Below are 26,783 nucleotides of genomic sequence, written 5' to 3' on the forward strand. Positions count from 1 at the left end.
CAGTCCCTTTCATGGGCAGAACAAAAATACTAAAAAATAGTTCGTGGTGCCACAAAGAAAGTGCACTATTCTTTTTTGCCGCTTCCCAACATTTGAAAATGGGGGAAATCCTGCGTAGTTTTGGCTTTAAAAATCCTATTCTGACCTTACATACAACCGCATGCAAACCGTTCAACGGACCAACCCGCTTACCCTTTCCAAAGATGAGATGTTGCAGGATTACCGCATTGCCTGTGAAAGCCGCCAGGCCAGCCTGACCGGCCGCAAGGAAGTGTTCATGGGGAAGGCGAAGTTCGGGATTTTTGGGGATGGCAAGGAAGTAGCCCAGCTGGCTATGGCTAAATTCTTCAAGGCCGGTGATTACCGCTCGGGGTATTACCGTGACCAGACCTTCATGATGGCCATTGGGGAGCTTACCGTGCAGCAGTTTTTCGCGCAGCTTTACGCCCACACAGACGTGGAGCAGGAGCCTTCTACCGCCGGCCGCAGCATGACCGGTCACTTCGGCACCCGCCTGTTAGACGATGAAGGCAAATGGAAACCCCAGACCAGCGCTAAAAACTCCACCGCAGATATTTCGCCCACCGGCGCCCAGATGCCCCGTTTGGTGGGGTTGGCCTACGCCTCCAAATTATACCGCCAGAACCCAGACCTGCACCAATTCACAGATTTCTCCATCAACGGAAACGAGATAGCCTTTGGCACCATCGGGAACGCCTCTACCTCAGAAGGCGTGTTCTTTGAAGCCATCAACGCGGCCGGGGTGTTGCAGATTCCTATGCTTATGTCAGTGTGGGATGATGGTTACGGTATTTCTGTGCCGGCGCATTACCAAACCACCAAAAGCAGTATTTCTGAGATTCTGGCCGGTTTCCAGCGCAACGCTCCCGGAGAGCAGGGCTACGAAATCTTTAAAGTGAAAGGTTGGGATTACGCCGGACTCTGTGAAGTCTACCACCAGGCCACCCAGGTTTGCCGCGAGCAGCACGTGCCGGTTTTAATTCACGTAGACGAAGTCACCCAACCACAAGGCCACTCCACGTCAGGCAGCCACGAGCGCTACAAATCTAGGGAACGCCTGGACTGGGAAGAAGAATATGACTGCCTCAAGCAGATGCGCAAGTGGTTGTTGGAGAACAACTACGCGTCACATGAAGAACTGAACCAGATTGAGAACGAAGCCAAAGAGGCCGTGCGCGAAGCCCGTGCCGCCGCCTGGAAATCGTTTACTGAGGCCATTATGGTGGACCATAATCAGTGCCTGGAGCTGTTAGATAAACTGTCTGGCAGTGTGGAGACCCATGCCAGCGAGATTGCCCAGCTGCGCGAAAACCTGCACAAAACCATTAACCCACTGCGCTCAGACGCCATTAGAACGGCTCGTCGGGCGCTGCGCTACGTGCGCAATGAACGCAGTATGGCCAAACGTGATCTGGTCAAATGGCTGGAAACCGTGCAAGGCGAAAACGCGGAGCGCTACAATTCCTACCTCTACAGCCAGTCAGATGAATCAGCTCTGCTAGTTGAGGAAATCAAACCAGAATTCACCGAGGAAAGCGCCATGGTAGACGGCCGCGAGGTGTTGCAAGCCTGCTTTGACGCCGCCCTGGCCCGTGAGCCGCGCCTGTTCGCCATTGGCGAAGATGTGGGCAAGATTGGCGATGTGAACCAGGCGTTTGCCGGACTCCAGGACAAATACGGCGAACTGCGCGTCACTGACACCGGCATCAGGGAATGTACTATTGTGGGGCAGGGCATTGGCGCGGCATTGCGTGGCTTGCGGCCAATTGCTGAGATTCAATACTTAGATTACCTGCTCTATGCTATCCAGATTCTGAGTGATGACCTGGCCAGTTTGCAGTACCGCACCAAAGGCGGGCAGAAGGCCCCGGTGATCATTAGAACGCGCGGACACAGGTTGGAAGGCGTGTGGCATTCGGGTTCGCCCATGGGCATGATTCTGCACAGTTTGCGTGGCATGCATGTGCTGGTGCCTCGTAACATGACCCAGGCCGCCGGTTTCTACAACTTGCTGTTGAAATCAGATGAGCCCGCGTTGGTAGTGGAATGTCTGAATGGTTACCGCCTGAAAGAGAAAATGCCGGCTAACATTGGCGAGTTCACCGTACCGCTGGGTCAGCCCGAAGTATTGCGCAAAGGAACCGATATCACCATTGTGACCTACGGTTCCATGTGCCGCATTGTAATGGATGCCGCCGAGCAACTGCAAACCGTGGGCATATCTGCCGAAGTGATTGACGTGCAGACGTTGTTGCCTTTTGACATAGACCACACCATTGCTGATTCCCTTAGAAAAACCAACCGCGTGCTCTTCACCGATGAGGACGTTACGGGTGCCACCACCGGTTTCATGATGCAGCGTGTGCTGGATGACCAGGAAGCCTGGCGTTATTTAGACTCCAAACCCATGGCTTTGTCGGCGCATGACCACCGGCCTTCCTATTCCACAGACGGCGATTATTTCTCTAAACCTAACGCGGAAGATATTTTTGAATTGGTGTATGCTACCATGCAGGAAGCTGACCCAGAGGCGTTTCCGGGCTTGTTTTAGGAAATGAGGCCTAAAACGGAAAGAGCGCGGTCCCAATGCCAGGGGCCGCGCTCTTTCCGTTTTAGTATTAGCTGAAGTTCTAAATTAATAAGTGAAAGTCACGTCCGGCGACATAACCGTGTTGCTCTTGTTTTTAGAACGGTCATAAATAAAGACTTCAAACCGAAGCACATCTCCGCGTTTTATGAAATTGCCGGTGGTGGCCTTTACAAAATTAAGCGTGTACCTGATGTCGCCTTCCAGAGGTTCTTCGCGGTCTTCGGTAGAAACCCGGGGGAAACGGCCGGAATAGGAGACAGGAACGGTCTGAAACACCAACGGCAAAAAATCACCCGCGGTATTTTTCTTGTAGGTCTTCACCACTATGTTAAAATGGTACGCCATGTTGTCTGCGAAGTCACCGGCAAAATCCTGCGGAAATCTACTCCGGTCACTTGATAGGCCCAGGTCACCGTTGCCGTCCTGGAAGCGCAGCACTAATATTAAAGATTCTGCGATGCCCTGGTTGGGAATAGTGATGACGGACTGCTCCACTTCCCGGAAAGTAAGGGAAGGCACATCTGGAAATTCCGGATCCTGGGTACAAGAACCAATGCCTAAAAAGGTGGCCAGCGAGAAAAGAAGGAGGAGTTGACGTTTCATGGTGTAAGAAATAGCACCTAAGTTACGAATCATAACGCACATGTGCTTTCTTTGTTGTCTCATTTTCTCCTTGGCCTGATGTCGTTCGTTTCTGAGTTCAAAAGCAACCTCCCTTCTTTGCAACCAGCTCAATTTGAGGCGGCGGCGCTGGCCTTGTTCCGGTTTCAGGCCGAGCATAACCCCGTGTACCGCGCGTACCTGCAGCATTTGAATTGTGTGCCTGACGCGGTGCAGAACCTCACCAATATTCCCTTCCTGCCCATTGAATTTTTTAAGACGCACCGGGTAGTGAGTCATGACTTCGTGCCGCAGGCCATCTTTAAAAGCAGCGGCACCACTTTGCAACAGCGCAGCCAGCATTTGGTTTCTGACACCAATTTTTATTGCCGCCACGCCCAGCACTTGTTTGAGCAGGTGTACGGCCCGTTGGCCGGCTGCACGGTGCTGGCGCTGCTGCCGTCTTACCTGGAGCAAGGCGATTCTTCCTTGGTAATGATGGTGGATTACTTTATAAACGCCACCGGCCAGCAGGAACCGGGTTTTTTCCTGCAAAATCACCAGGAACTCAGAGATGCCGTTAAGAAAGCCAAAAACCAGGGCCGGAAGATCTACTTGTTTGGGGTAACCTACGCCTTGCTGGATTTGGCCGAGGAAGTGGAACCCGGCGAGTTTTATGGCCTCACCATTTTTGAAACCGGTGGCATGAAAGGCCGGCGCCGCGAAATGATTCGGGAGGAGCTTCACCAACTCCTGACCCAGGATTTTGGCGTGCCCCACATCCATTCTGAATACGGCATGACCGAGCTGCTTTCGCAGGCCTATTCCACGGGGCAGGGAATTTTTCAGCCGTCCCAGACGCTCAGGGTGCTGGTGCGCGATGTGAATGACCCCTTTACCGTTTCTGCGTTGGGCCCGGCCTCTGGCGGCGTTAACGTGATTGACCTGGCCAACGTAGATTCCTGCGCGTTTCTTGAAACCAAAGATCTGGGCAAACTGCACCCAGACGGTTCCTTTGAAATTTTAGGCCGATTTGATAATTCAGATATCAGGGGCTGCAACCTGTTGATGGGCTAGCGTTTTCGGGCTCATTTCTGGAAACGAGGCCAAAAACAGAAGGAGCCTCCACAATCCTGTGGCGGCTCCTTCTGTTTACTCAAGCCCGCAACTTACTTCGCGAATTGTTGGGCGTCTTCTTCGGTGATGGTTTCGTCACTCATGATGACCAGGCGTTCCACCACGTTGCGCAGTTCCCGCACGTTGCCGCGCCAGTCCAGGTTTTGGAGGTAGGTAAGGGCGTCTGGCGCGATGGCTTTGGGTTTGTTGCCGTAGTCGCGGGCCACGTCTTGCAGGAACTTGGTCACCAGATCAGGAATGTCTTCGCGGCGCTCATTCAAAGGCGGCACATGAATCAAGATCACGCTCAGGCGATGGTACAAATCTTCCCTGAAATTCTTGGCCTCAATCTCTTCCAGCAGGTTTTTGTTGGTGGCCGCCACCACGCGCACATCCACGGTAATGTCTTTGTCGCCGCCCACGCGGGTGATTTTATGCTCCTGCAGGGCGCGCAACACTTTGGCTTGCGCCGAAAGGCTCATGTCCCCGATTTCATCTAAGAACAGCGTGCCGCCGTTGGCCTGCTCAAATTTACCGATGCGCTGCTTCACCGCCGAGGTGAACGATCCTTTTTCATGGCCAAACAACTCACTCTCAATCAATTCACTGGGAATGGCCGCGCAGTTTACTTCCACCAACGGGGCCTGTGCCCGGCTGCTTTTTTCATGCAAGGCCCTGGCTACCAGTTCCTTTCCGGCGCCGTTGGGGCCGGTGATCAAGACGCGGGCATCAGTAGGAGCCACTTTGTCAATGGCGCTTTTCACTTTGCCCAAGGCCGGCGAGGCGCCCACCATCTCAAACGTCTTGGAGATTTTCTTTTTGAGCGATTTGGTTTCGGTGACCAAGGTAGCTTTGTCCAGGGCGTTGCGCACCGACACCAATAACCTGTTCAGATCAGGTGGTTTCACCAGAAAATCATAGGCGCCTTTTTTGGTGGCCTCCACGGCGGTGTCAATGGTGCCGTGCGCCGAAATCATGATGAAGGGCGTGTCGGGGGCCAGTTCGGCGGCGCGCTCCAGCACTTCCATGCCGTCAATCTTGGGCATTTTAATGTCGCAGAGCACTACGTCATACTTTGATTTCTGTAGCATGTCCAGGCCGCGTTCGCCGTCCTCGGCCTCGTCTACGGTGTAGCTTTCGTATTCCAGAATTTCTTTGAGCGTGTATCTGATGCTGCGCTCATCATCTATAATCAGTATTTTAGGCATAGGCAAGTTGTTTGCAGACGAACGGTCTGGGACGTGGTTTATTTTGGGGACATACGCGGGAACTGGATTTCCGTTTTAGGCCCCATTTCTGAAAATGAGCCCGAAAACGGAAAAGCGCTCTCTGTTATCTGCCCGGTTATGGGTTCTTCCTGGTGATGGCGTCGGTTGATTTCAGGTAAAGGGGCAGGGCCGCGGAGCCGTACCATTCATAATACTCGGCGTCCAGCAATTTCCCTTTTACGGCGGGGTCAGTATCCACCAGGTTTCGGGCTTCGTCCAGGGTAGATACGTTCAAAATGAAGATGCCGCGGTACGACTTGTCATTTTTGCCCATGGGTCCGGCCACCACCAGTTTGTTCTGGCGCACCAACAGGCCGATGTTGTCCATGTGGCCTTTGAACAGGCTGGCGGTTTTCTCTTTGGTTTCTGTGGTGTTGGACCCGGTTTTCAAGATGACCAGCACATATTTCTTCATGCCGTTTTCATCTGCTCCCAAAGAATCTGCCAACGTTTTGTTATAGGGTTGTTTGGCGGTTTGCGCGAAACCTGGGGTGACAAGTAAAAGCAACAGAATTAGGAGAAAAGATTGTTTCATAGGTGTATTGAAGGGTAACGTGCTGCTGTTAAGCTTAGGAAAGAAGTTTAAAACCTGTCTGTTAGGATGATAAGATTGATTTATGCCGCACCAACAACTTTAGCTTTATCATTTTCGATAAGGTGATTTTTTTGTTCCAGTTTTAGACTGGTAAGGGTTGAAATGTATTTTGTCAGCCTTCCTTTTTGCTTATGCTCAACGGTTAGTATAAACAACGTGCTAGGCCGTCGGCCGTAGCATGATGTTTATATAATGTTAGCCACTGTTATTTTTTTTCTAAGCCAGATGAATATCTAAAAACAATTAGCCATTAAATTTTTTATCTGCGCCTAAATATATTTGAGGATAAATAATATCTAACACTATATTGGTATATATTGAGCAAATACCACATGAAACTTCATAAGCAATAAATGCTTTCATAACATTACTTATCCCTCCATCTTCTGACTCATTATTATATTCGTTCCACATGTCTATTGTATAGTCAACACCCTCATTTATAATTTTGCTAGGGTTTGTTCCAATACCTTTTTTTTCAATATTTACAAATAAGTCAATAGAGAATCCTTTACGCATTCTTTTTCCCTCACCAAACGTTGGTGCAAAAGGAGAATTCGCAAAATCTTTTCCTTCTTTCAAGATAGTTTCAATGTCCATGCTTCTTTTTATAAAGTAAATTTTTAATATGTGGTTAAAAATTAAACCAGTGAAGTCTAATCTATTTTAAGTTCTTTAAACAAAATTCTCTCATTATTCCCATGAATTCATTAAGTGATGGCGTAGACACAAAAGGATTGCTTAAAGCTGCTTTATTAGCATCTAATAGTCCAAGAGTCTGATTGTAATCTTTGGAAATATTAGGATTGTTTGAATTTGTTCTATTAAGAGTTACTATTTTGTCCTTCAATGCAGAGTAATTGAATGAATCCAAGACTTGTTTATTCTTACCATTATCCAACAGGCTTATTGCTTTTTGATAGTTTCCGCTTTTTAAATAAGCCAAAGATAATTTATTGTATATTTCTAAATTAGTTGAATCCTGATTAAGTAAATGTTCCAAAATTATCACCCTGTCACTAGGAGGAAGGTAACTTAATACTGTTAGAACTGGCATTTCAGTACCAAACCTTCTTTTCTTGAAATACTCAAAGAAAGGTTTGAAATCGCCTTGATTAGTTGTGATTTTACTTTTGAAGAAGTCTAAAATTCCCATTTTATTTTTTTTTTATTGTGGCTAACTAGAGGATAAACGCACCCACCTACACTTATCCGCACTATTTCTGCCGGTTTTCTTCTAAGCGATGGCAGTAACATTTCCTCTCCACCAAGGTAATAAATTCCATCAACCTTACTCTACTTAATAAACAGCCGCTCATCAAAAGGAAATGGTTCGGCGTTTAGGAATTTCACTTGGCTGAAGGCTGGGTGGCGCGGATTGAGCAGGTAGTTATGGTCACCGTGCACTACTGCGCTAGGCACCTGCAAGACCACAAATTCCCCGGCCCGCACAAAGGCATCGCCCAGTAATTGCGTGGAGTTAGGGTGCGGGAATTTGTTCCAGTCTGGTGGGAGTTGGGCGGGAGGCAGCACTTGAAGGGGGAGCGTATCTGGAATTTCCAGCGTGATCAGCCAATAATCATCGGGCACTATGCCCAGGGGCGTATGCACGGCAATCTCTGTGGTGCAGAGCGCGCGCGACTCACAGGTATAGAGAAGGGCAGTGCCTTTGCTATTCCAGCGGCCGCCCGCCAACTCAGCGCCGCGGCCCGAGAGGTCATTTTTATAGAGGCCCTTGCTGAGTCGGAACACCATCATGCCAACACGCCGTGTTCTATGCGCGTGAGTTCGTCTTTGAGCAGGCTCATGCCGAAGGTTGTATCTAGCAGGCTTTTGGGCGTAATGCCGCCCAGGGCCACGTTCTTCGCCTCCAGCCAGGCGTTGAAGTTCTCGGGCGAGCCAAACACCTCAATGCCGCGCTTGTAGAGCAAAGTCACCTCCAGAATTTTCTCTGAGTGGATGGGGTCAAAGGTTTTCTTCTCCTTTTTGTACCGCTGAATGGTGCGCTCAGACAAATGCAGGAACACAGACCACTCGCTCAGATTAAACGGGCTCTGGCTGGCAATCTTCACGAACAGCGGGTACTTGATTCCCTGGCGCACAGTCTGCACCAGCAACAGAATGTCCTGGTCATCTACCATGTAGGTAGAAAGAGTGCTGCTAAGATCTGCGGTTCTGGCCATGGCGGTAAGGGTTGGTAAATCAAAGATAGAAAACTGTCTTTAAATAAACGACAAATGTCATGAAAGAGTTTTTTGCATGGGCATTTTCGGGCTCATTTCATGAAATGAGCCCGAAAACGGATATGATGACTTTGGCCTTAGAATTCAATGCGGCAAATCTGAGCACACCAGACAGAAGGGATTTATAAACTGGCGACCTTGGCGGCTTGGGCTAATTTAAGTAATCTTAAGTTCTCAAAAACTCCTTTCGCTGCTGCATGAAAAAATCTTCGTTGGTTGGTAGTCTTTATTTCCAGGTCATTATGGCCATTGTGCTGGGCGTGACGCTGGGCCATTTCCTGCCAGACGTGGCGGTGCAGCTCAAACCCCTGGGCGATGCCTTCATTAAACTGGTGAAAATGATGATTGGCCCGGTGATTTTCTGCACCATTGTCACGGGCATTGCCGGCATGCAGGACATGAAGCAGATTGGCCGGGTAGGAGTGAAGGCCTTGCTGTATTTTGAGGTACTGACCACGGTGGCTTTGTTGTTGGGCTTACTGGTGGTGAACTTGCTGGAGCCGGGCGTGGGCATGCACGTAGACGCCGCCAGCTTAGATACCAACTCGCTCTCTGCGCTCACCAGCGGCAAAAAGCCCGAACACACCAGCGCCCTGGATTTCTTTCTACACATCATCCCCGAAAATATCATTGATGCCCTGGCCAAAGGCGATTTGCTGCAGATTCTGTTTTTCTCGGTGCTGTTCGGGTTTGGCTTGTCTAAGATTGGCCCGAAGGGAAGGCCGGTGTTCAACGGCATTCAGTCTTTGGCCACGGCATTGTTCGCGGTGATACACATTATTATGAAAGTGGCGCCATTGGGTGCGTTGGGGGCCATGGGCTACACCATTGGCAAGTACGGCGTAGGGTCGTTGGGCGCGCTGGGCCAGCTGATGGGTGCTTTTTACCTGACCTGCGTGGTGTTTGTGTTTCTGGTGCTGGGCCTGATTATGAAACTCATGGGCTTCAGTATTCTCAAGCTGCTCAAATACATCAAAGAAGAGCTGCTCATTGTCTTGGGAACGTCGTCCTCAGAGGCGGCCTTGCCTAGTTTGATGGAGAAAATGGAGAACGTGGGCTGCTCAAAACCGGTGGTGGGCCTGGTGGTGCCCACGGGCTACTCCTTCAACCTGGACGGAACTTCCATTTACCTCACCATGGCGGCCGTTTTTGTGGCGCAGGCCACAGACACGCCCATGGATTTCGGGCAGCAGGTTACGCTGTTGCTGATTTTAATGCTGACGTCTAAAGGCGCGGCGGGCGTGACCGGCAGCGGTTTCATCACGTTGGCTGCCACCTTGCCCGCCGTGGGCAATATTCCGGTGGCCGGCCTGGCGCTGATTCTGGGCATTGACCGTTTCATGAGCGAAGCCCGCGCCCTCACCAACCTGGTAGGCAATGCCGTGGCAACGGTGGTAGTCTCTAAATGGGAAAAGGAGATTGACATGGAGCGCGCCAACCACTGGCTGAAATAGAAATTCCTGTATTCGGGCTCATTTCTAAAAATGAGCCCGAATACAGGAATTCTGGCAAAATGCGTTCTGAATAAATCTACCGCAACGGCAAGGGTATTACGCCTCTTCCGGGTGATAGATGATTTTGTCGCGGTGCTTCAGGCCCCAGTCGCGGAGCTCATTGATGACCGGGCCCAGGCTGTGGCCGTACTCCGTGATGGAATATTCCACGGTCACCGGGGAGGTGTCATGCACGGTGCGCTTCACCAGTTTGTTTACTTCCAGCTCTTTCAATTCCTTGGAAAGCATTTTGGCCGTAATGCCCGTCACGTCGCGGTGCAGTTCCTTAAACCGGCGTTTATGCACGCACAAGGCCACAATAATAGGAATCTTCCACTTGCCGCTCAAGATGTCAAGGGCGTCTCTAATGGGTAATATGTGCGTGATACAGAGGCCGGTGCCTTTACTGGTGATGGTTTCCATGATCTTCTGGTTTACTGGAATACACTGCTATACAAATGTATATTGGTATCAATAAGAAACCAAAGTTACGTAAATTTGTTTATACAATTAACGTATAGACATATAAAATTTCTCAAAATGGGTTTACTGCAAGATTTACAATGGCGCTACGCCACCAAAAGAATGACGGGCGCTAAGGTTCCCCAAGATAAACTAGACACTATCTTAGAGGCCATCAGGCTGTCGCCGTCTTCCATGGGTTTTCAGCCCTACACGGTATTGGTGGTGGAAGACCTGGAAACCCGCAAAAAGATCCAAGCCGTGGCGTTCCAGCAACCCCAGATTGTGGAAGCCTCGCATTTGCTCATTTTTGCCGCCTGGGATCCTTTGAGCACCCAGCAAGTGCAAGCCTACATGCAACAGATAGCCGATGAACGCGGTGTGTCTATGGACACGTTAGCGGGCTTCGCCGGAAGTATCAATAATATGATCAGCAACGGCACCCCAGAAGAGAATTTCCATTGGGCAGCCAAACAGACGTACATTGGCTTGGGTATTGGTTTGGCTGCGGCCGCCTCAGAGAAAGTAGACGCCACGCCCATGGAAGGATTTATGCCCGCCGCCTTAGATGAACTCTTAGGTCTGAAGGAGAAAGGCCTGCGCAGCGTGTCGCTCATGACCCTGGGTTTCCGTGACACCGCGAATGACCCGCTGGCCAACGCCAAAAAAGTACGCAGGCCCAAAGAAAACTTCTTCCAGGAAATCGTTCTTTCTTAAAGGCTATACATCACGCAAGAGTCCGTTTGGTGAAAACTAGACGGACTTTTTCTTTGCCACCAGAATAGTATGCGTTTGGGAAGTTTGGTTAGGGCCCGGGTAGTCTACTTTGAAAAGGGTAAGTTCCTCTAACGCGTTGGCTTGTAACTCGCTTCGTAATTGTTCCAGACCGTGGTAGTAAAAGTACACGCGGTTGCCATTGCTGCCGGTTTTATAGCCAGAATCAGCCGCGTTGCCTTCCACAAAACTCAGGTACAGGATTCCGTTGGGAGAGAGGCGGGCGCTGGCATCTGCCAGAAACGCGGTTGTTTCTGCTTGTGAGAGATAAGGCAAGAAAAAGCCACAGACAATGCCATCAAATGAACCGGCCAGGGAAGAAAGACGCCGGCAGTCCACGACCTGGAACGTGGCCGAAGGGTTGTTGACTTGGGCCAGCTGCACCATGTTGGGCGCCACGTCAATGCCGTGAATCTGCAAGTCTGGGCGTTTGGTTAAGAGGTATTTGGTGATGTTGCCGGGGCCGCAGCCTACGTCCAGAACCCTGGCATTCTGGGGCAAATCCTCACAGAAAAAATCATAAGACGCATTGTACAGGGCAAGGTCCATGAATTTCTCCTGGTACAGATCGGCCATTTTATTCCAGGTGGCAAAGGTTTCCTGGTACGCATCTGGTTCTTGGTTTTCCATAGGCAAACAGTTGGGTCTTTGTTAAATCTACCAAATCTTCTCTTTCTAGCGGCAGAATTTTGCCCTGAATGAAACACTGTTCAGAAATATCATCCGTAAACAAGCTCAAAACGAAATCAATTTATGAAACTACGCACTTTAGGAAAATCTGGGATAAACGTGGCCCCGCTGGCCTTCGGCGGAAATGTTTTTGGCTGGACCATTGACCAGGCTACGTCGTTTGGCTTGTTGGATGCATTTACCGCTGAAGGTTTCAATTTAATAGACACCGCCGACGCGTATTCTGTTTGGGTGCCCGGCCACCAGGGCGGCGAGTCTGAAACCATCATCGGCCATTGGCTCAAGGCCCGCGGCAACCGAGATAAAGTTGTGCTGGCCACCAAAGTAGGCTGGGAAATGGCCGATGGGCAGAAAGGTTTGGCCAAAGACTACATCTTAAAATCAGTGGAAGGCTCTTTGAAGCGACTGCAGACCGACTATATTGACCTCTACCAATCGCACAAAGATGACCCCAACACGCCTTTGGAGGAAACCCTGGAAGCCTATGACCAACTTATCAAACAAGGCAAAGTACGCGCCATAGGAGCCTCCAACTTTTCTGCGGAGCGGTTGAAATCTGCCCTGGAAACTGCCCAGAAACAAAACCTGCCCCTGTACCAAAGCCTTCAGCCCGAATACAATTTGTACCAGCGCCAGGGTTTTGAGCAGGAACTGGAACCGCTTTGCCAGGAACAAGGGTTGGGCGTGATCAGTTATTATTCGCTGGCCAGCGGGTTCTTAACGGGCAAGTACCGGTCAGAGGCCGATTTAGGCAAAAGCCCCAGAGGCGGCGGCGTGAAAAAGTTTCTGAATGAACGCGGGTTCGCCATTCTAAAAGCTTTGGACCAGGTGGCCGGGCAGCACCAGGCCACCCCCGCGCAAGTGTCCCTGGCCTGGCTCATGGCCAGGCCCAGCATTACGGCTCCCATTGCTAGCGCCACCAGCCTGGAGCAACTTAACGACCTGATCCAAGCTGCGCACCTGACGTTAACTTCAGAAAACATAGAACTGCTTAACCAAGCCAGCGCTTATTCAAATTAAGGTTGGCGATGGCAAATGCCGGCTTCCGTTTTCGGGCTCATTTCTGAAAATGAGCCCGAAAACGGAAACCGGTTTTTCTTTTAAAAGAGAAAATGGAATTTAGAAATCCACGGAATAGACTTTCTCCAATTGCCGCTCATTCACAAAGGTGGGCAAGTGCCGCAGCGCAAAATTCCGGACAGGAATAAGCAACGAATTACTGGACTGCGCCACCTTGCCCAGCGTTCTGGATTGATTGGTAATCCAGTGCGTGCGGGCCAATCGGCGCTTTTCAAACCGTTTACCGGCGGCGTTGAAATCAAAGTCTTTTCCTAGTTCATCAGCGAACACCACGGCATCTTCCACGGCCTGGCAGGCGCCCTGGCCCATGTTGGGCGTGGTGGCGTGGGCGGCATCGCCTAGCAGGACTATATTACCAAACGCGTAGCTATTTATAGGCGCCAGATCATGAATGTCATGCCACAGCAGTTGCGCTGGTTGAGTATGCGCAAACAACGCTGGAATAGGGTGATGATAGGCCTTGAAATGGTTTTCCAGGTCCTTCGGCTGCCAGGCGGCCAGTTCTTTGCTTTTCTCCGGGGCGTTGAGGCAGGCAAACCAATAAATCTTGTTGTCAGCTAAAGGAGTCCAGCCCACGCGGCCCAGTTTTCCCCAGGTTTCAGAGGCATACTTCGCGGCAAAACCGGGGTTGTCAATAATACCGCGCCAACAGGTGTAGCCGGCATACCGCGGCACCGAAGCCGGTAAAAGATGCTGCCTGAGCGCGGAATTCAAGCCGTCTGCCACCAACACATGGTCAAAGGTTTCCTGCGTTCCATCCTGAAACTGGAGCGTGACGCCTTGGTTGGTGGTGGTAGCGTTTACGGCTTTTTTGTTCGGCTTTAAATTTTCAGAAGGAATATGCGAAAGTAAGACCTGGTGCAGGTTGGCGCGGTGAATCACAAAATTGTCCAGCCCGTGTTTGGCGCTCATGGCTCGGCTGTCGGTGCGGTTGATCAAGACGCCGTGCTGGTCAAAAATATGGAAACCGTCCAGGGCGTGTCCTTTGGCCATCACATCTTCGGCAATGCCCAGTTTTTGAAAGCCTTTGATGGCATTGGCCGCCAGGGCCAACCCGGCACCCACGGGCTCAAACTTGGGCGCGGCGTCAAAAATGGTAGGGGCAAGGCCCAATTTCTGCAGGGCAATGGCAGTGGTGAGCCCGGCAATGCCGCCGCCTACAATTCCTATGTTCATTTTTCTGGACACGCGCCTTTTCTTTCTGCTTAACCGGTTAGGGCATTTTGTACACCAGAGCGTTGGCGTTCATACCCGCCCCCACCGACGCAAAAATCACGTTGGTGCCAGCCTGCAACTGCTGGCCTTCCATTTCGCCGCGGGTGACCAAATCAAACAGCACCGGTAAGGTAGCCACCGAGTTGTTCCCGAGGGAATTGATGGTCATAGGCATGATGCCTTCGGGGATTTGGTCCTGACCGTAGAGCTTGAACACCCGCTCCAGCATGGCCTCGTCCATTTTCTCGTTGGCCTGGTGAATCAACACTTTATCAATGTCAGAGAGCGTGAGGCCGGCTTTGGTGATGCAGTCTTTGATTAAGGCAGGGACCGTGGTGAGTGCGTACTCATAAATTTTGCGGCCGTCCATTTTAATATAAAGGTCTTGGCGCGAAAGTTCCTGGTTGTACGACGGCGAGGAATTCAGCCAGAAGGCTTGTTGTAGGGTGTCAGAGACGGTTAAATGGCTGATAACGCCCACTTTTGCATCGGTTTCCTGGGCTTCCAGAATGACCGCGCCGGCGCCGTCTGAGTAAATCATGCTGTCGCGGTCGTGCGGGTCCGTGACCCGTGACAGGGTCTCAGTACCGATAACCAGAATACGTTTGGCATCGCCGGACTGCAGGTAATAATGCGCCTGAATAAGGCCTTGGAGCCAACCGGGGCAGCCAAACGGCAAGTCATAGGCCACGGTGTAGGGGTTGGCAATCTGCAGTTTGTGCTTGATTCTGGAGGCCAGCGGGGGCATCATGTCCACGCGGCGGTTATCATCTTTCACATCGCCAAAATTGTGGGCCACAATAATATAGTCCAGGGTTTCTGGGTCAATGTCGGCGTTTTTGATGGCTTCCTGCGCGGCCAGAAACCCCAGGTCTGAGGCCACCTGGTTGGAGTCTGCGTAGCGCCTTTCCTGTATGCCGGTGATTTGTTGGAACTTCCGGATGATGACTTCGTTGAAATTCTCCAGTTTCTTGCCAGAGGCATCATAGAAATCATGGCCCAGGAACTCCTGGTTGGTGACAATATTGGTTGGTATACAACGGCCCGACCCGGTAATGACTGATGAACGGAATAAAGCTGACATAAAAAAGTGGGCCGAAAGGGTTAAGATGGAACAGCGCAGGCAATATAGCATCTGTTGTTAGAAATACCCGCTTTTTGCGAAAAGTACGGATACGGTTGTCAGCAATTGAGCCGCCGTCATTGTATTAAAATTTGAGCAAAATTCGTTTTTGGCCTCTAAACCGGAAACAGAGCAAAAACTGGGCCTTCTACCTGAGGGCTGGTAAAAAACTTATTTTAAAGAAAGATCAGCGCCTAAACCTTGACAAATGCTGAAAGCGCCTGCTGATTAACCAGTATTTGTGCATCATCGCTTCCTCCAATAAAATGAAGCAAATCAAAATATAAGCCGGCTTTTAAAAGACAACTAGGTCAATCAAACAGCAGCTTGGCGCCCCCGGCGAAGATGAAAATCCAGATCAGGCCTTTGATCAGGAAGAACAAAAAGCCAGCTACGCCAATTCGTTTTAAGTATTTTCGCCAGTTTTCCATGGGTGACAAAGATACGCAGTGACCGCCAATCTTTTATTCAAATTCCGTTTTCGGGCTCATTTTCAGAAACAAGCCCGAAAACGGAACCGCTGAAATTTCAAAATCGTCAAGTAGGCTTTATTTATAAAAGGTGAGATGGCGCTATTCTACACCAGACCAGCAGCCAGTTTCGCTTTTTTGGTAAGCTTGGCACTGATGAGATAGTAGGAGTCTGCCATGAGTTGCTCTAACTGCGGCACCAGAAAGCGGTCAGGTTCCTGCACCAGCACCCATTTGTACCTGGCCAGGTAAGGAGCCGGCACCATGCCCGCCTGTTCGGTGAGCACGGTAAAATTTTCATCGGTCACTTTCACTGAGAAGGTGAGGGGCGCCTCCAGGCTGGCTACGCAGAACATCTTACTGCCTACCATAAAACAGAGGTCGTGGCCCCATTTTATTTCCTCGGTCACGCAGGGCATGGCTAAACAGAAACTTCTAAGCTGGTCTAAGGTCATAAGGCGCGGTAAAGTCTAAGGCAAAAGTAAGAAACAAACCTATCAACCTTTCCAATTGAAAAAACCACCGGTTGTATTGTTTAGGTTCTTAGGCTGGTGCCGCAGTTGCTGCAGAAGTTGGCGGCCTGTACATGGGCCTGGCCACAGTTCACGCAGGTATTGTCTTTGGTTTGCAGGCTGGCGTCATGGGCCAGGCTGGTCTTGGAAAGCTCCACGGTGACAATGCCCGTAGGGACGGCAATGATGGCGTAGCCCATGAGCATGATCACCGAGGAAATGACCTGCCCCAGCGCCGTGCTGGGTGTAATGTCTCCGTAGCCCACAGTGGTGATGGTGACAATGGCCCAGTAAATGCTCTTCGGGATGCTGGTGAACCCGTTCTGGCCGCCTTCCACCACGTAAATAATAGTCCCGAAGATGAGCACCAGAATGCAGACGGTTAAGATGAAGACCAGAATTTTGTGCATGCTGGCCGCCAACGCTTTTTTCAGCATTTGGGCGTTGTGGATGTAGGCCGTGAGTTTGAGAATTCTGAAAACCCGCAGCAACCGCAGAATTCTGATAGTAACCAGGTAATGGTAGCCGGGCACCAGCCAGATCAGGTACGTAGGCAGCACCGACAGCAAATCTATGAGACCGTAAAAACTGAAAAGGTACACCAGCGGCCGCGGATGGCTGTAAATCCGGAGGATGTATTCTATGGTGAAACAGATGGTGAAAAACCATTCGGCCACCAGAAACAGGTCATGGTATTTGTTGTTCAGCTCTGCCACGCTCTCCAGGGTGACCGTGAGCACAGAGGCCATGATGGTCCACAGCAACACCACGTCAAAGGCCCGGCCGGCCTTGGTGTTGGTGCCATGAATGATGATGTAAATATGCTTCCGGAGTCTGCTGCGCATGTGCATTTTTCCTATTGGGGATCTGTAAATATAAGTACCAAAGGAAACTAATTCTGGCCAGGTCGCCTTGAATTTATTCTGGGAGCCCGTCTTTATGAGGAGCGTTTTGGGTCCATACTATTTAAAAAAATTTAAAATATAGTTGATTTCCCCAAACCCTATTGGTATTTTGCAAACAAAACCTGGCAGCTGTTCACAATTTTTGTGGGCTTCTTTTTCGGTTGCCTTCCATTCTTTTCTTACCTACGCTAACATGAAACACAAATTACTGCTTTTCCTTCTTCTGGTTTTGTTTTCCCTAGCAGGACCAAAAACCCATGCGCAAACCCAGTACAACCGTGAGTTCAGGGGCATTTGGGTGGCCACCGTGGACAACCTGGACTGGCCTTCGCGCGGGGCATCTGCTGAAAGCCAGAAAACCGCCTTGCGTAATATTCTGGACAGAATCAAAGAAGCTAATCTGAACGTGGTGTTTTTTCAGGTTCGCACAGAGACTGATGCTTTCTATAAATCCAGCTATGAGCCTTGGTCCAGGTTTTTAACAGGGGTTCAAGGCAAAGACCCGGGGTATGACCCTTTGGCCTATGCCATTGAGGAAGCTCACAAAAGAGGTCTGGAACTGCACGCCTGGTTAAACCCATACCGTGTAAATTACTCTACGTCTGCCTCCATTGTCTACGCAGAAAACCATATCTCCAAAACAAGACCAGAGTGGATTATTGACATCAACGGCAAAAAAATCCTGAACCCGGGCTTGCCTGAAGTTCGCGCCTATGTGGCCGATGTGGTACAAGAGGTGGTGGACAATTATGACATTGACGGTATTCACTTTGATGATTATTTCTATCAGTACCCACCAGACCAAATTTCTAACCAAGACCAAGCTACTTATGCTTTGTACGGCGGCGGCAGAAGCATTGGCGACTGGCGTAGACACAACATCAATGAGTCAATGCGGATCATTAGTGAAGGCATAAAAGCGAGCAAGCCTACCGTACGGTTCGGTATCAGCCCTTTTGGTATCTGGAAAAATGGCACGCCAGCAGGTATTACAGGCATGGACGCCTATAACGTAATTTATGCAGATCCTTTGCAGTGGATGCAAGCCGGCACTGTAGATTATATCACACCGCAATTGTATTGGCGTATTGGCGGAGCGCAAGACTTCAGGAAACTATTAGAATGGTGGGCAGACCAGGCATTTTCCCGCGGAAAACATTTATACACAGGGCACATTTTAAATACAACTAACTACACTTCTACCCAGGTTCCTGATCAGATTGCTATTACCAGAGAACAACGCGCTAAGAATTCCTTGGGTAGTGTACATTTTAGGTCTTCTCTATTAGTGAACAACACCCTCAGCACCTTCACCAATTTCAAGAATAGTGTATACCGTTTGCCGGCCATTCCGCCCACCATGGAATGGTTGCCTGAAGATGCCCCTGAAGCACCGCAGACCGTGACTGCCGTTAAAAACGGCAACGGTTCATACACCTTCACCTGGAGCCGCGCTGCGAACAACCAACACGCCTTCAAACGCTACGTATTGCACAGCCTCAACGCTCCGCTTACCGGCGACCCAGACAACCTGCCAGATGGTACTATCAGGGCCCTGCTAGGCACCGAGAGCATCACCATTCCGGCCGCTAACATTCCCATGGGTATAACTTATTGGGCCGTGACCGAACTGAGCACCAGCAACCACCAAAGCCCGCTGAGCAACGTGTTTACCCTGGAGAAACTGGCCCCGGCCCCAGTGGTGACCTCACCAGCCCTGGTTGAGTCTGTATCCTCTAACCCAAGTGTACGGTTTGAGTGGCAAATTCCGGCCAACGCTGAAGGTTTCCAGTACCAGTTTGCCAGAGACGCGCAGTTCACCGACATGGTAGAGACTTCTGATGCTTTGGCCGCCACCGTTAACGTGAAAGAATTTACCGGCTTGCAGGCTCCCAATCCTTATTTCTTTAGAGTTCGGGTGAAGATAGCCAACGCCTGGTCTGAGTGGTCTACGGTGTACCGCTACGTGGTGGACCCGCTGGGCATTGCTGACATGCTGGATGTGAACCAGTTGAAAGTATACCCCAACCCGTCTGAAGGCCCCGTGTTTGTGGACATCAGCCTGAAGAAAAGAGCCGAGGTACAGATTGACTTGGTTTCCACAGACGGCCAGACCAAAATGAAAACCATCAGCAAGAAATACAACGCCGGTGACCACACAGTGAAGCTGAACCGCAACAAGCTGGCCCCGGGCGTGTATCTGTTAATTATTTTGGTGGATGGGGAACGTACCGTGCAACGGGTAATTCTCCTGTAAGCAGCAGATTAGTTTTCGCCTTTAATAAAAGCATCCCGTTTTGGGGCTCATTTCTGAAAATGAGCCTCAAAACGGGAAGCTTGTTTTGGGTGTAATTGGATTTGCTTTTAACTAAGCAGAATAAGTGGCAATGGCCTCTTCAATGACTGTGATCATGGCAGGGGTGAGATCCAGGTGCGTGACCAGCCTCACTTGTTGTGGCCCGAAGGAAGTGCCCAGAATGCCTTTGCTGCTCAGGTAAGCCAGGTAGGCGTCAATGGGCACCTCAGGGCTCAAGGTAAAGATCACGATGTTGGTTTCCACGGGCATGACGTTTGTCACGTACGGCGCTTGCGCTAAGGCTTTTCCCAGCCTTGCCGCGTTGTCATGGTCTTCCTGCAGGCGCGTGATGTTGTGCTGCAGCGCATAGAGGCCAGCCGCAGCCAGATAACCCGCCTGCCGCCAGCCGCCACCCAATACCTTTCGTACCCGCTTGGCTTGTTCAATCAGTGGTTTTGGCCCCAGTAGGAGAGACCCGATGGGCGCACCCAAGCCTTTGGACAGGCAGACAGAAATGGTGTCAAAGTAAGTGCCGTATTCGCGGGCGTCCTCGCCGGAGGCCACCAGGGCATTGAATACGCGGGCGCCGTCTAAGTGCAGGGCAATGCCATGGCGTTTGCAGACGGCAGATATTTCCGCAATCTGGGGCAAGGTATAATAAGAGCCACCACCTTTGTTGCAGGTATTCTCTAATGACACCAACCGCGTGACCGGGAAATGAATGTTGTCTGGGTTGATGGCGCTTTCCACCTGTTGGGCCGTTATCTTGCCGCGCACGCCTTCCACCAGCTGCACAGAAGCCGCCGAGTTAAACGCAATGCCACCGCCTTCATACACGTAAATATGGCTGGTGCGCTCGCAGATAACCTCAGAGAGCGGCTGGGTGTGCAGCTTGATGGCAATCTGGTTGGTCATAGTGCCCGAAGGGCAAAACAAGCCGGCTTCCATGCCAAACAAGCTGGTCCCATACTGCTGCAGTTCAAGCACGGTGGGGTCTTCACTGTACACGTCATCGCCCACAGGTGCCTGAAACATAGCCTGTAACATGGCCGGGGTGGGTTTGGTAACGGTATCTGAACGAAGGTCAATGGTCATGATGTCTATATTTCTTGAGGAAACTATTGAGAATGTAAAATTAATGACTTACTTTTGCGATTCAATTTTAAATATTGACCGATGGCAGTTACAAGATTAAAAAGAAAAGACCGTAAGAATAAGGCGAGACAAAACAACAAGCAGCGCATCATCAAGCAGCTGTTGATGGTTCCTGTAATTAAGAACGTTGATATTGAGGAATTGAAGTCCCGCTTTACCAACGCCCCAGCCGCCACCACTGCGGTTGCTGCTGAGTAATCTCGCGTTTTTACGTTCGCCTGCTGCCTTAGGTAAAACTATATAGCAACGCGATTACTTCAATCCAAAGAGTTAGGAAGTGTAACCCCCGTGGTTACACTTTTTTTATGCCCGCTTGCCCAGCTCAATGGCCTGCAGCTGTGACACCTTGCCCTGCTCCACTTTGAACCGCATCATGGTGCGCACCTGGTGGAAGCCATGCTTGCCCGCCGCGCCCGGGTTCAGGTGAAGCAAATTACCATGTTTGGGATCTGTCATCACCTTCAGAATATGTGAGTGGCCACAGATAAACAAGCCCGGTGGGTTTTCTTTGATCATGGCCCTGACTTCGGGTGCGTATTTGCCAGGGTAGCCGCCAATATGGGTCATCAGTACATCCAGGCCTTCACAGGTAAACCGCAGGTTCTTGGGGTGCAAATCCCGCACATCAGGCCCGTCAATGTTGCCGTACACGCCCCGCAGCGGCGCCACCTGGGCCAATCGCTCAGAAACCGCTGCCACGCCAAAATCGCCCGCGTGCCAAATCTCGTCACAGCCTTCCAGATGCGCCAGAATTCTATCGTCTAAGTACCCGTGCGTGTCTGAGAGCAAACCAACCTTCATTATAATTAAGAATTAAGAATTAGGTATTGGGAAGTACGTGGAAGGCGAGAGAAGGAGTTTCCGTTTTCGGGCTCATTTCTGAAAATGAGCCCGAAAACGGAAGTCATTTCTGCCGTAGAGACCAGGCAAGCCTTTTCTCCCTCGTTCCCAAAACTTCCCTCAGACCTATTTTTATTTTAAATAGCAGACTCTTTTCAGTGAAAGAAAACAAATCTGTGCCCTTGTTGTCACCAACAAACCTAAAGACTTAGTCAAAAGATTTTGTGAGTGAGAGTAACCACAAAATCAGCCTACAAACTTCTAGAAACCTTTTACTAAACAGGTCAAAAGAATAAGTCAGCGCAATACTAATTCGCCCAAAAAATCCTTTCAGGATGACAAAATTGGTGTCTCCAGAAATTCCTAATTCCTAATTCTTAATTCCCAATTAAACTCCCCACGTTTCAGGGCTTTGGCGCCACTGGCTGAGGGTTTCAATGGCATCTGGGGAGATGTAGTTTTGCTGGGCGGCTGTCTGCACCAGGGCGTCATAGTGGCTCAGGCAGACGGTGGGGATGTGGGCTTGCCTGAAATTTTCTTCGGCCTGCGGAAAACCGTAGGTGAAAATGGCGGCCATGCCAATGACCTGCCCACCGGCGGCCTGCACGGCTTTGGCGGCTTTGAGCGAGCTTCCACCGGTTGAGATCAGGTCTTCAATCAGGACAATCTTTTGGCCCGCCTCCAACTTTCCTTCAATCTGGTTGCCCATGCCATGGCTTTTTGGCTCGGGACGTACGTATAAGTACGGAAGGTCCAGCAAATCTGCCACCAACGCCCCCTGGGCAATACCGGCCGTGGCAACGCCCGCAATGGCTTCCACGTCTGGGAAATGGGTTTTGACGGCCTGGGCCAGGGCGTTTTTAATAAAAGTTCTGATATGCGGGAAAGACAGCGTGACGCGGTTGTCACAGTAAATAGGGGAATTCCAGCCGGAGCTCCACTTGAACGGTTGCTCCGGACGGAGACGCACCGCTTGGGTCTCCAAAAGGTAAGCCGCAATCTGGGCGGCGGTTTCTGTATGTGCCATGGGCGAAAATACAGAAAACTACGTTCTCTTTTCCGCACAAGCCTTGCTTGTAGCATCTGAATTTTCTTTCTTTCTTTGTAGCACGTACGCTCCTTACATTAGCGATCTTCCGCATGAATGTCTTTATCAACGATATCCCACTGATTCTCAAGAAAAGCAGTGAAAAGATCTTTAAGCACAAGTATGACCTGGTGCTGGGTAAAGATGACCACTTCACATCCAAAGACCTCACCGGCAACGTGCTCTTTAAAGACGCCGATGCCGCTCTGGTGGACCGCCTGGTGCGCCTCATGGAAGTGAAGAAACTCAAGCGCCTGGACTCGCTCACCCTGGTCACCGAAAAGAAGAAAAAGCTGATTGAGCACCTCAAAGACCAGTTTAAGATCATTAAAGCCGCGGGTGGGCTGGTGGCGAAAGACGGCAAAATTCTCTTGATTCATCGCCTGGGCGTGTGGGATCTGCCCAAAGGAAAACTCAACAAAGACGAAGAAACCCAATTGGGCGCCCTGCGCGAAGTAGAGGAGGAGTGTAACATCAAAGTGGCCATCACCGGCGAACTTCCCAACACCTGGCATTCCTACGCCTACAAAGGCAAGAAAATCCTGAAGAAGACCAGCTGGTACACCATGCAGTGCCTGGACGACAGTCTCATGCGTCCGCAGGCCGAGGAATCTATTGAAGAAGTGCGTTTCATGACCCCCAATGAAGTGCTGGAGGTGTTGCCGGAGTCGTACGCCTCTATTCAGTTTGTGATTCGGGACTACTTGAACGCAACTCGGAAAGCGGGAAAGGAATAAAATCCTGCACATTGCCGCCAAACCGGTGAATCTCCCTGATAATGCTGGAACTGATGGCCGCCAACTTGGGTGAGGTAATCAAAAAGACCGTCTCCAACTCTGGGTTCACGTGCCGGTTGGCCTGCGCAATGGTGTTCTCGTATTCAAAATCTGTGGTGTTGCGTAGCCCGCGCAGCAGAAACTTCGCGCCTACTTCCTTCGCAAAATCAGCGGTCAAGCCTTTGTAGGATTGTACTTTGATCTTGTCATTCCCGGCGAAGACCTGCTGAATTATCTCCATCATTTTCTCCACGCCAAACGCCCGGCTCTTGCTACTGTTGTTCCCCAGCGCAATAATGATTTCGTCAAAAACCTCGGCACCGCGCTGCACCACATCATAATGGCCATTGGTGAACGGGTCAAACGAACCTGGAAAAATTGCGATGCGCTTCATAGAATGGGAAATGAAAGGTAAACAGCTAGCTTCTGGCGAAGTTGCCAAAAATATTGATACGGCCTACTGGTGGATTGGGGAATAAGAATAATATTCTGATTCAGGAATTATTTTGGCCCGATGATCTTTTCCCAATTTCCGTTTTTGGCTTCATTTCCAGAAACGGAGCCAAAAACGGGAATAAAGCTATTGGCAGAGACACTCGCAGGTCTTTCAGACACTCCGAGGTCTTTTGAGTTCAGGTCATCACAACCTCAACTGTAGAGACCAGGCACTGCCTTGTCTCTAACGCCAACCATGAAACGGTGTCTTTAAAAATACAGCCAATGTCCTTTCAATCCATTAGGCCTGGAATACTCCAACGCCGGAGCCGGGAACTTGAAAATGTTTAAAACATAAAATGCGCCCTTCAAGAACTTGCTTTGGGTGGGAATGGCCTGCCAGTTCAAATCTAAACTCAGGTAATATTGCCGATGCGCGTTGAAACCCAGCCGCCGGTTGGTGGCCAGGTCATTGTACACCATTTCTTCCGCTCCGTAACCAGCCGCCACATTGAGCCATTTGGGGTACATAGAATTTGCAGGCAGAAATTTCACTACATCCACGCTAAGCCAATAGGTGTGCCCGTTGTAGTCTTTGAGCACTTCTTCAGGAAAACCGTTGCCCAGTACATTAGGTCTTTGCGCGGCATACTTAGTGGTGTGAAATGAAAACTTGGGCGTAATCCTGATTTCCTGCCAAGCCAATTGCTGACCCAACACCGCCAAAGAACCAGCGGCGTTGGCGGCAATGTCAGAGGCAGAGGCGCCGTAGGCGGGAGACCGACCGTCAAAATATTCAATGGGCGTAAGCAAGGCTAACCCCATGGCGCTGCCCCACCAAATCGCTTTTTTCTCAGAGAAGCCGGCTCCGCGCAAAGCATCAACGCCCAGGCGGCTGAGGTGGAAGGAACTCCAGAAATGGCCCACTTTGTCTATCTGCTTCCATTCATGGCTGTCATTAAACCAATGAAATGCCGAGCGCTCGCCTTCTTTGTACCAGGCTTCGTTTAAAACAAACAAGCCGCCCACGTACGCCAGTCCGGCCCCAGCCGCCAGATATGTCACTTTGGTGGAGATTTTGGGCAATGCCTCGGTGGCAAGGGTGGTGTCTTGGGTATAGGTAGACTGCGCCTGCAACGGCATATTGCCCAAAAAGCCCAGCCAAAGACAGATTACCGAAAAAAAAAGACGATGTGTTGTACCCACAGGATAAATGTACAGAAACCCCACGATAGGTGCGCGCCCATGGGCTTGCAAATTTTTTAGCGGTTTTGCTTGCATTAAAAATTTGCGTCTGTACATTTGCAACATGAATATGAAGACAAAACAGCATGGCGCTTGGTGGCACACTCCTCAACTCTGATGGGTGACCCGCTTGCTATGCAGTTTCTGCAATAATTCAAAGGCTCGGTTTCACCCGGGCCTTTGGTGTTTTAAAGGGTTTAGTCAATTAAATAAAAAGTAATGAACCGAATGGGATTCTTTGTACAGCATTGTTGGTGGCATCAATCAAAACCAGATTGAACAGCCGGCCTGCGCCGTATAAAACCTGCCCGTATACCAAAGGCTTGCTGTTCTCCTAAAACGGCAAGCCTTTTTCTTTACACCAATTATGACCACATACCAACTACATACGCACCACCGCCAACTGCTCGCAGACACGGTGACGCCGGTGGGCATTTACCTGCAGCTCCGTGACCGTTACCGCAACTGCCTGCTGCTGGAAAGCTCTGACTACCATGGCCAGGAAAACAGTTTCAGCTACATTTGCTGTGAGCCCATTGCGGAGTTCAAATTGAAAGACAGCGTTTTGCGGCAATCGTTTCCAGATGGTTCTGTGCAGGAGCAGACGGTGCAAGACAAGAAAGACGCAGTGGCGCTGTTGCAGCAGTTCAGTCAGCGGTTTGTCTCCGGTGCTGGGGAGCAGTTCAACTTCATTCAAAATGGCTTGTTCGGGTACATGTCGTTTGAGGCGGTGCAGTACTATGAACAGGTCAACCTGCGGGAGAAACCGGCCGCGCACGCAGACATGCCTGAGATTCTGTACCAGACGTTCCGGTACGTGATTGCCATCAACCATTTCAAGAACGAGCTGTTTGTTTTTGAGCACGTTTGGGGAACAGAGCCCGAAAACGGAGGACTGGACGAACTGCAGGCGCAAATCCAGAACAAGAACTTCCCGCAGTTCCATTTCAGCACGGTGGGCGATGAAAAAACAAACCAAACCGATGCCGAATTCCTGAAGATAATTGCCGAAGGCGTGAAGCATTGCCACCTGGGCAACGTGTTCCAGATTGTGCTTTCCAGGCAGTTTTCGCAGGCGTTTCAGGGCGATGAATTCAATGTGTACCGCGCCTTGCGCTCCATCAACCCATCGCCGTACCTGTTTTACTTTGACTATGGCACCTTCAAGATTTTTGGGTCATCGCCGGAGGCACAGTTGTTAATTAAAGGCGACACGGCCAGTATTTTCCCGATTGCCGGCACGTTCAAGCGCACCGGAAATGATGCCGCCGACGCGGAGCTGGCCCAGAAACTCTACGATGATCCCAAAGAAAATGCCGAGCACGTGATGCTGGTAGACCTGGCCCGCAACGACCTCAGCCGCCACGGCGACCAGGTGAACGTGGAAGTGTTCAAAGAAGTGCAATATTACTCTCACGTGATTCACCTCGTCTCTAAAGTGACGGCCAAGTTGCAGAAAGCCAACCAGTCGGTGCAGATGGTAGCAGACACGTTTCCGGCGGGCACCTTGTCGGGCGCGCCCAAGCACCGCGCCTTGACCTTGATTGATGAACTGGAACCCACCGGCCGCGGTTATTACGGCGGCTGCATCGGGTACCTGGGCTTCAACGGCGACTTCAACCACGCCATCATGATTCGGTCTTTTTTAAGTGTGCAGAATCAACTTTTTTATCAGGCGGGCGCGGGCGTGGTGGCCAAGTCCAACACTGAGAGCGAACTCAACGAAGTGCACCACAAACTGGCCGCGCTGCGCAAAGCTCTGGAAAAAGCCAGCACCATTTAAGCTTCCGTT

Annotated in this window: 27 protein-coding genes; 9 read left to right on the plus strand and 18 right to left on the minus strand. The window is 50.5% G+C overall.

All coding sequences use genetic code 11. The features are described from left to right. The first annotated feature begins 160 nt into the window (after positions 1 to 160). A complete protein-coding gene (locus tag IMY23_RS02955; protein ID WP_192820661.1) occupies positions 161 to 2,572 on the plus strand; it encodes a thiamine pyrophosphate-dependent enzyme in 2,412 nt (803 codons plus the stop codon). A gap of 84 nt (positions 2,573 to 2,656) precedes the next feature. Here IMY23_RS02955 and IMY23_RS02960 read toward each other — a convergent pair whose 3' ends face one another. Next, a complete protein-coding gene (locus IMY23_RS02960) occupies positions 2,657 to 3,247 on the minus strand; it encodes a hypothetical protein (RefSeq protein ID WP_192820662.1) in 591 nt (196 codons plus the stop codon). A 45-nt stretch (positions 3,248 to 3,292) separates the two neighbouring features. Between IMY23_RS02960 and IMY23_RS02965 the strand changes: the two genes are divergently transcribed. Further along, on the plus strand, positions 3,293 to 4,288 hold the full coding sequence (locus tag IMY23_RS02965; protein WP_192820663.1) for an acyl transferase: 996 nt from the start codon (positions 3,293 to 3,295) through the stop codon (positions 4,286 to 4,288). 92 nt (positions 4,289 to 4,380) lie between these two features. Here the strand turns inward: IMY23_RS02965 and IMY23_RS02970 are convergent, their stop codons facing one another. From IMY23_RS02970 to IMY23_RS02995, 6 genes are all read right to left on the minus strand, one after another. Next, complete coding sequence (locus IMY23_RS02970; protein WP_192820664.1) at positions 4,381 to 5,535, minus strand: sigma-54 dependent transcriptional regulator; 1,155 nt, start codon at positions 5,533 to 5,535, stop codon at positions 4,381 to 4,383. Between the two features lie 136 nt (positions 5,536 to 5,671). Continuing rightward, on the minus strand, positions 5,672 to 6,130 hold the full coding sequence (locus IMY23_RS02975) for a YciI family protein (RefSeq protein WP_192820665.1): 459 nt from the start codon (positions 6,128 to 6,130) through the stop codon (positions 5,672 to 5,674). A gap of 303 nt (positions 6,131 to 6,433) precedes the next feature. Next, complete coding sequence (locus IMY23_RS02980; RefSeq protein ID WP_192820666.1) at positions 6,434 to 6,790, minus strand: hypothetical protein; 357 nt, start codon at positions 6,788 to 6,790, stop codon at positions 6,434 to 6,436. Positions 6,791 to 6,851: 61 nt separating this feature from the next. Further along, complete coding sequence (locus tag IMY23_RS02985; protein ID WP_192820667.1) at positions 6,852 to 7,346, minus strand: lipopolysaccharide assembly protein LapB; 495 nt, start codon at positions 7,344 to 7,346, stop codon at positions 6,852 to 6,854. A 140-nt stretch (positions 7,347 to 7,486) separates the two neighbouring features. Further along, complete coding sequence (locus tag IMY23_RS02990; protein ID WP_192820668.1) at positions 7,487 to 7,948, minus strand: RES family NAD+ phosphorylase; 462 nt, start codon at positions 7,946 to 7,948, stop codon at positions 7,487 to 7,489. After that, complete coding sequence (locus IMY23_RS02995; RefSeq protein WP_192820669.1) at positions 7,945 to 8,373, minus strand: antitoxin Xre/MbcA/ParS toxin-binding domain-containing protein; 429 nt, start codon at positions 8,371 to 8,373, stop codon at positions 7,945 to 7,947. The genes IMY23_RS02990 and IMY23_RS02995 overlap by 4 nt, the downstream gene beginning before the upstream one ends. Positions 8,374 to 8,630: 257 nt before the next feature. Between IMY23_RS02995 and IMY23_RS03000 the strand changes: the two genes are divergently transcribed. After that, positions 8,631 to 9,887, plus strand: a complete 1,257-nt coding sequence (locus IMY23_RS03000) for a dicarboxylate/amino acid:cation symporter (RefSeq protein WP_192820670.1) — start codon at positions 8,631 to 8,633, stop codon at positions 9,885 to 9,887. A gap of 96 nt (positions 9,888 to 9,983) precedes the next feature. On the opposite strand, the gene IMY23_RS03005 is transcribed toward IMY23_RS03000, so the two are convergent. Then, a complete protein-coding gene (locus IMY23_RS03005) occupies positions 9,984 to 10,349 on the minus strand; it encodes a helix-turn-helix domain-containing protein (protein WP_192820671.1) in 366 nt (121 codons plus the stop codon). Positions 10,350 to 10,466: 117 nt separating this feature from the next. Here IMY23_RS03005 and IMY23_RS03010 point away from each other — a divergent pair, with 117 nt between their 5' ends. Then, the gene (locus IMY23_RS03010) at positions 10,467 to 11,105 is read left to right on the plus strand and encodes an NAD(P)H-dependent oxidoreductase (protein WP_192820672.1); all 639 of its coding nucleotides are present in this window, start codon (positions 10,467 to 10,469) and stop codon (positions 11,103 to 11,105) included. 36 nt (positions 11,106 to 11,141) lie between these two features. Here the strand turns inward: IMY23_RS03010 and IMY23_RS03015 are convergent, their stop codons facing one another. Next, complete coding sequence (locus IMY23_RS03015) at positions 11,142 to 11,792, minus strand: trans-aconitate 2-methyltransferase (RefSeq protein ID WP_192820673.1); 651 nt, start codon at positions 11,790 to 11,792, stop codon at positions 11,142 to 11,144. A 123-nt stretch (positions 11,793 to 11,915) separates the two neighbouring features. On the opposite strand from IMY23_RS03015, the gene IMY23_RS03020 reads away from it, so the two are divergent. After that, the gene (locus tag IMY23_RS03020) at positions 11,916 to 12,872 is read left to right on the plus strand and encodes an aldo/keto reductase (RefSeq protein WP_192820674.1); all 957 of its coding nucleotides are present in this window, start codon (positions 11,916 to 11,918) and stop codon (positions 12,870 to 12,872) included. A 99-nt stretch (positions 12,873 to 12,971) separates the two neighbouring features. Here IMY23_RS03020 and IMY23_RS03025 read toward each other — a convergent pair whose 3' ends face one another. The 4 genes from IMY23_RS03025 to IMY23_RS03040 form a co-directional block, all read right to left on the minus strand. Then, positions 12,972 to 14,108, minus strand: a complete 1,137-nt coding sequence (locus IMY23_RS03025; protein WP_192820675.1) for an FAD-dependent monooxygenase — start codon at positions 14,106 to 14,108, stop codon at positions 12,972 to 12,974. A gap of 37 nt (positions 14,109 to 14,145) precedes the next feature. Next, positions 14,146 to 15,231 carry a 3-oxoacyl-ACP synthase III family protein gene (locus IMY23_RS03030; protein WP_192820676.1) on the minus strand — a complete coding sequence of 362 codons (1,086 nt, stop codon included), beginning with the start codon at positions 15,229 to 15,231 and terminating at the stop codon, positions 14,146 to 14,148. A 616-nt stretch (positions 15,232 to 15,847) separates the two neighbouring features. Continuing rightward, positions 15,848 to 16,195 (minus strand): MmcQ/YjbR family DNA-binding protein, encoded by a 348-nt coding sequence (locus IMY23_RS03035; protein ID WP_192820677.1) that lies wholly within the window; start codon positions 16,193 to 16,195, stop codon positions 15,848 to 15,850. Positions 16,196 to 16,275: 80 nt separating this feature from the next. Beyond that, positions 16,276 to 17,097, minus strand: a complete 822-nt coding sequence (locus IMY23_RS03040; RefSeq protein WP_225986396.1) for an ion transporter — start codon at positions 17,095 to 17,097, stop codon at positions 16,276 to 16,278. 253 nt (positions 17,098 to 17,350) lie between these two features. On the opposite strand from IMY23_RS03040, the gene IMY23_RS03045 reads away from it, so the two are divergent. Continuing rightward, a complete protein-coding gene (locus IMY23_RS03045) occupies positions 17,351 to 19,414 on the plus strand; it encodes a family 10 glycosylhydrolase (protein ID WP_192820679.1) in 2,064 nt (687 codons plus the stop codon). Positions 19,415 to 19,525: 111 nt separating this feature from the next. On the opposite strand, the gene IMY23_RS03050 is transcribed toward IMY23_RS03045, so the two are convergent. Next, positions 19,526 to 20,548 carry a low specificity L-threonine aldolase gene (locus tag IMY23_RS03050; protein ID WP_192820680.1) on the minus strand — a complete coding sequence of 341 codons (1,023 nt, stop codon included), beginning with the start codon at positions 20,546 to 20,548 and terminating at the stop codon, positions 19,526 to 19,528. Between the two features lie 81 nt (positions 20,549 to 20,629). On the opposite strand from IMY23_RS03050, the gene IMY23_RS03055 reads away from it, so the two are divergent. Next, a complete protein-coding gene (locus IMY23_RS03055) occupies positions 20,630 to 20,806 on the plus strand; it encodes a hypothetical protein (protein ID WP_192820681.1) in 177 nt (58 codons plus the stop codon). A gap of 105 nt (positions 20,807 to 20,911) precedes the next feature. Here the strand turns inward: IMY23_RS03055 and IMY23_RS03060 are convergent, their stop codons facing one another. Beyond that, positions 20,912 to 21,409, minus strand: a complete 498-nt coding sequence (locus tag IMY23_RS03060) for a metallophosphoesterase (protein WP_192820682.1) — start codon at positions 21,407 to 21,409, stop codon at positions 20,912 to 20,914. Positions 21,410 to 21,836: 427 nt separating this feature from the next. Further along, positions 21,837 to 22,475 carry an orotate phosphoribosyltransferase gene (pyrE, locus tag IMY23_RS03065; protein ID WP_192820683.1) on the minus strand — a complete coding sequence of 213 codons (639 nt, stop codon included), beginning with the start codon at positions 22,473 to 22,475 and terminating at the stop codon, positions 21,837 to 21,839. Between the two features lie 113 nt (positions 22,476 to 22,588). Between pyrE and IMY23_RS03070 the strand changes: the two genes are divergently transcribed. Then, complete coding sequence (locus IMY23_RS03070; protein ID WP_192820684.1) at positions 22,589 to 23,272, plus strand: NUDIX hydrolase; 684 nt, start codon at positions 22,589 to 22,591, stop codon at positions 23,270 to 23,272. Here the strand turns inward: IMY23_RS03070 and coaD are convergent. Then, complete coding sequence (coaD, locus tag IMY23_RS03075) at positions 23,214 to 23,705, minus strand: pantetheine-phosphate adenylyltransferase (protein ID WP_192820685.1); 492 nt, start codon at positions 23,703 to 23,705, stop codon at positions 23,214 to 23,216. The two genes, IMY23_RS03070 and coaD, sit on opposite strands and share 59 nt — an antisense overlap. A 311-nt stretch (positions 23,706 to 24,016) precedes the next feature. Then, positions 24,017 to 24,889 carry a DUF2279 domain-containing protein gene (locus IMY23_RS03080; RefSeq protein ID WP_192823666.1) on the minus strand — a complete coding sequence of 291 codons (873 nt, stop codon included), beginning with the start codon at positions 24,887 to 24,889 and terminating at the stop codon, positions 24,017 to 24,019. Positions 24,890 to 25,358: 469 nt separating this feature from the next. Here IMY23_RS03080 and IMY23_RS03085 point away from each other — a divergent pair, with 469 nt between their 5' ends. After that, a complete protein-coding gene (locus tag IMY23_RS03085; protein WP_192820686.1) occupies positions 25,359 to 26,774 on the plus strand; it encodes an anthranilate synthase component I family protein in 1,416 nt (471 codons plus the stop codon). Positions 26,775 to 26,783: the final 9 nt, after the last annotated feature.

Origin of the sequence: Rufibacter sp. LB8 (assembly GCF_014876185.1) — a bacterium.
GTDB lineage: Bacteria > Bacteroidota > Bacteroidia > Cytophagales > Hymenobacteraceae > Nibribacter.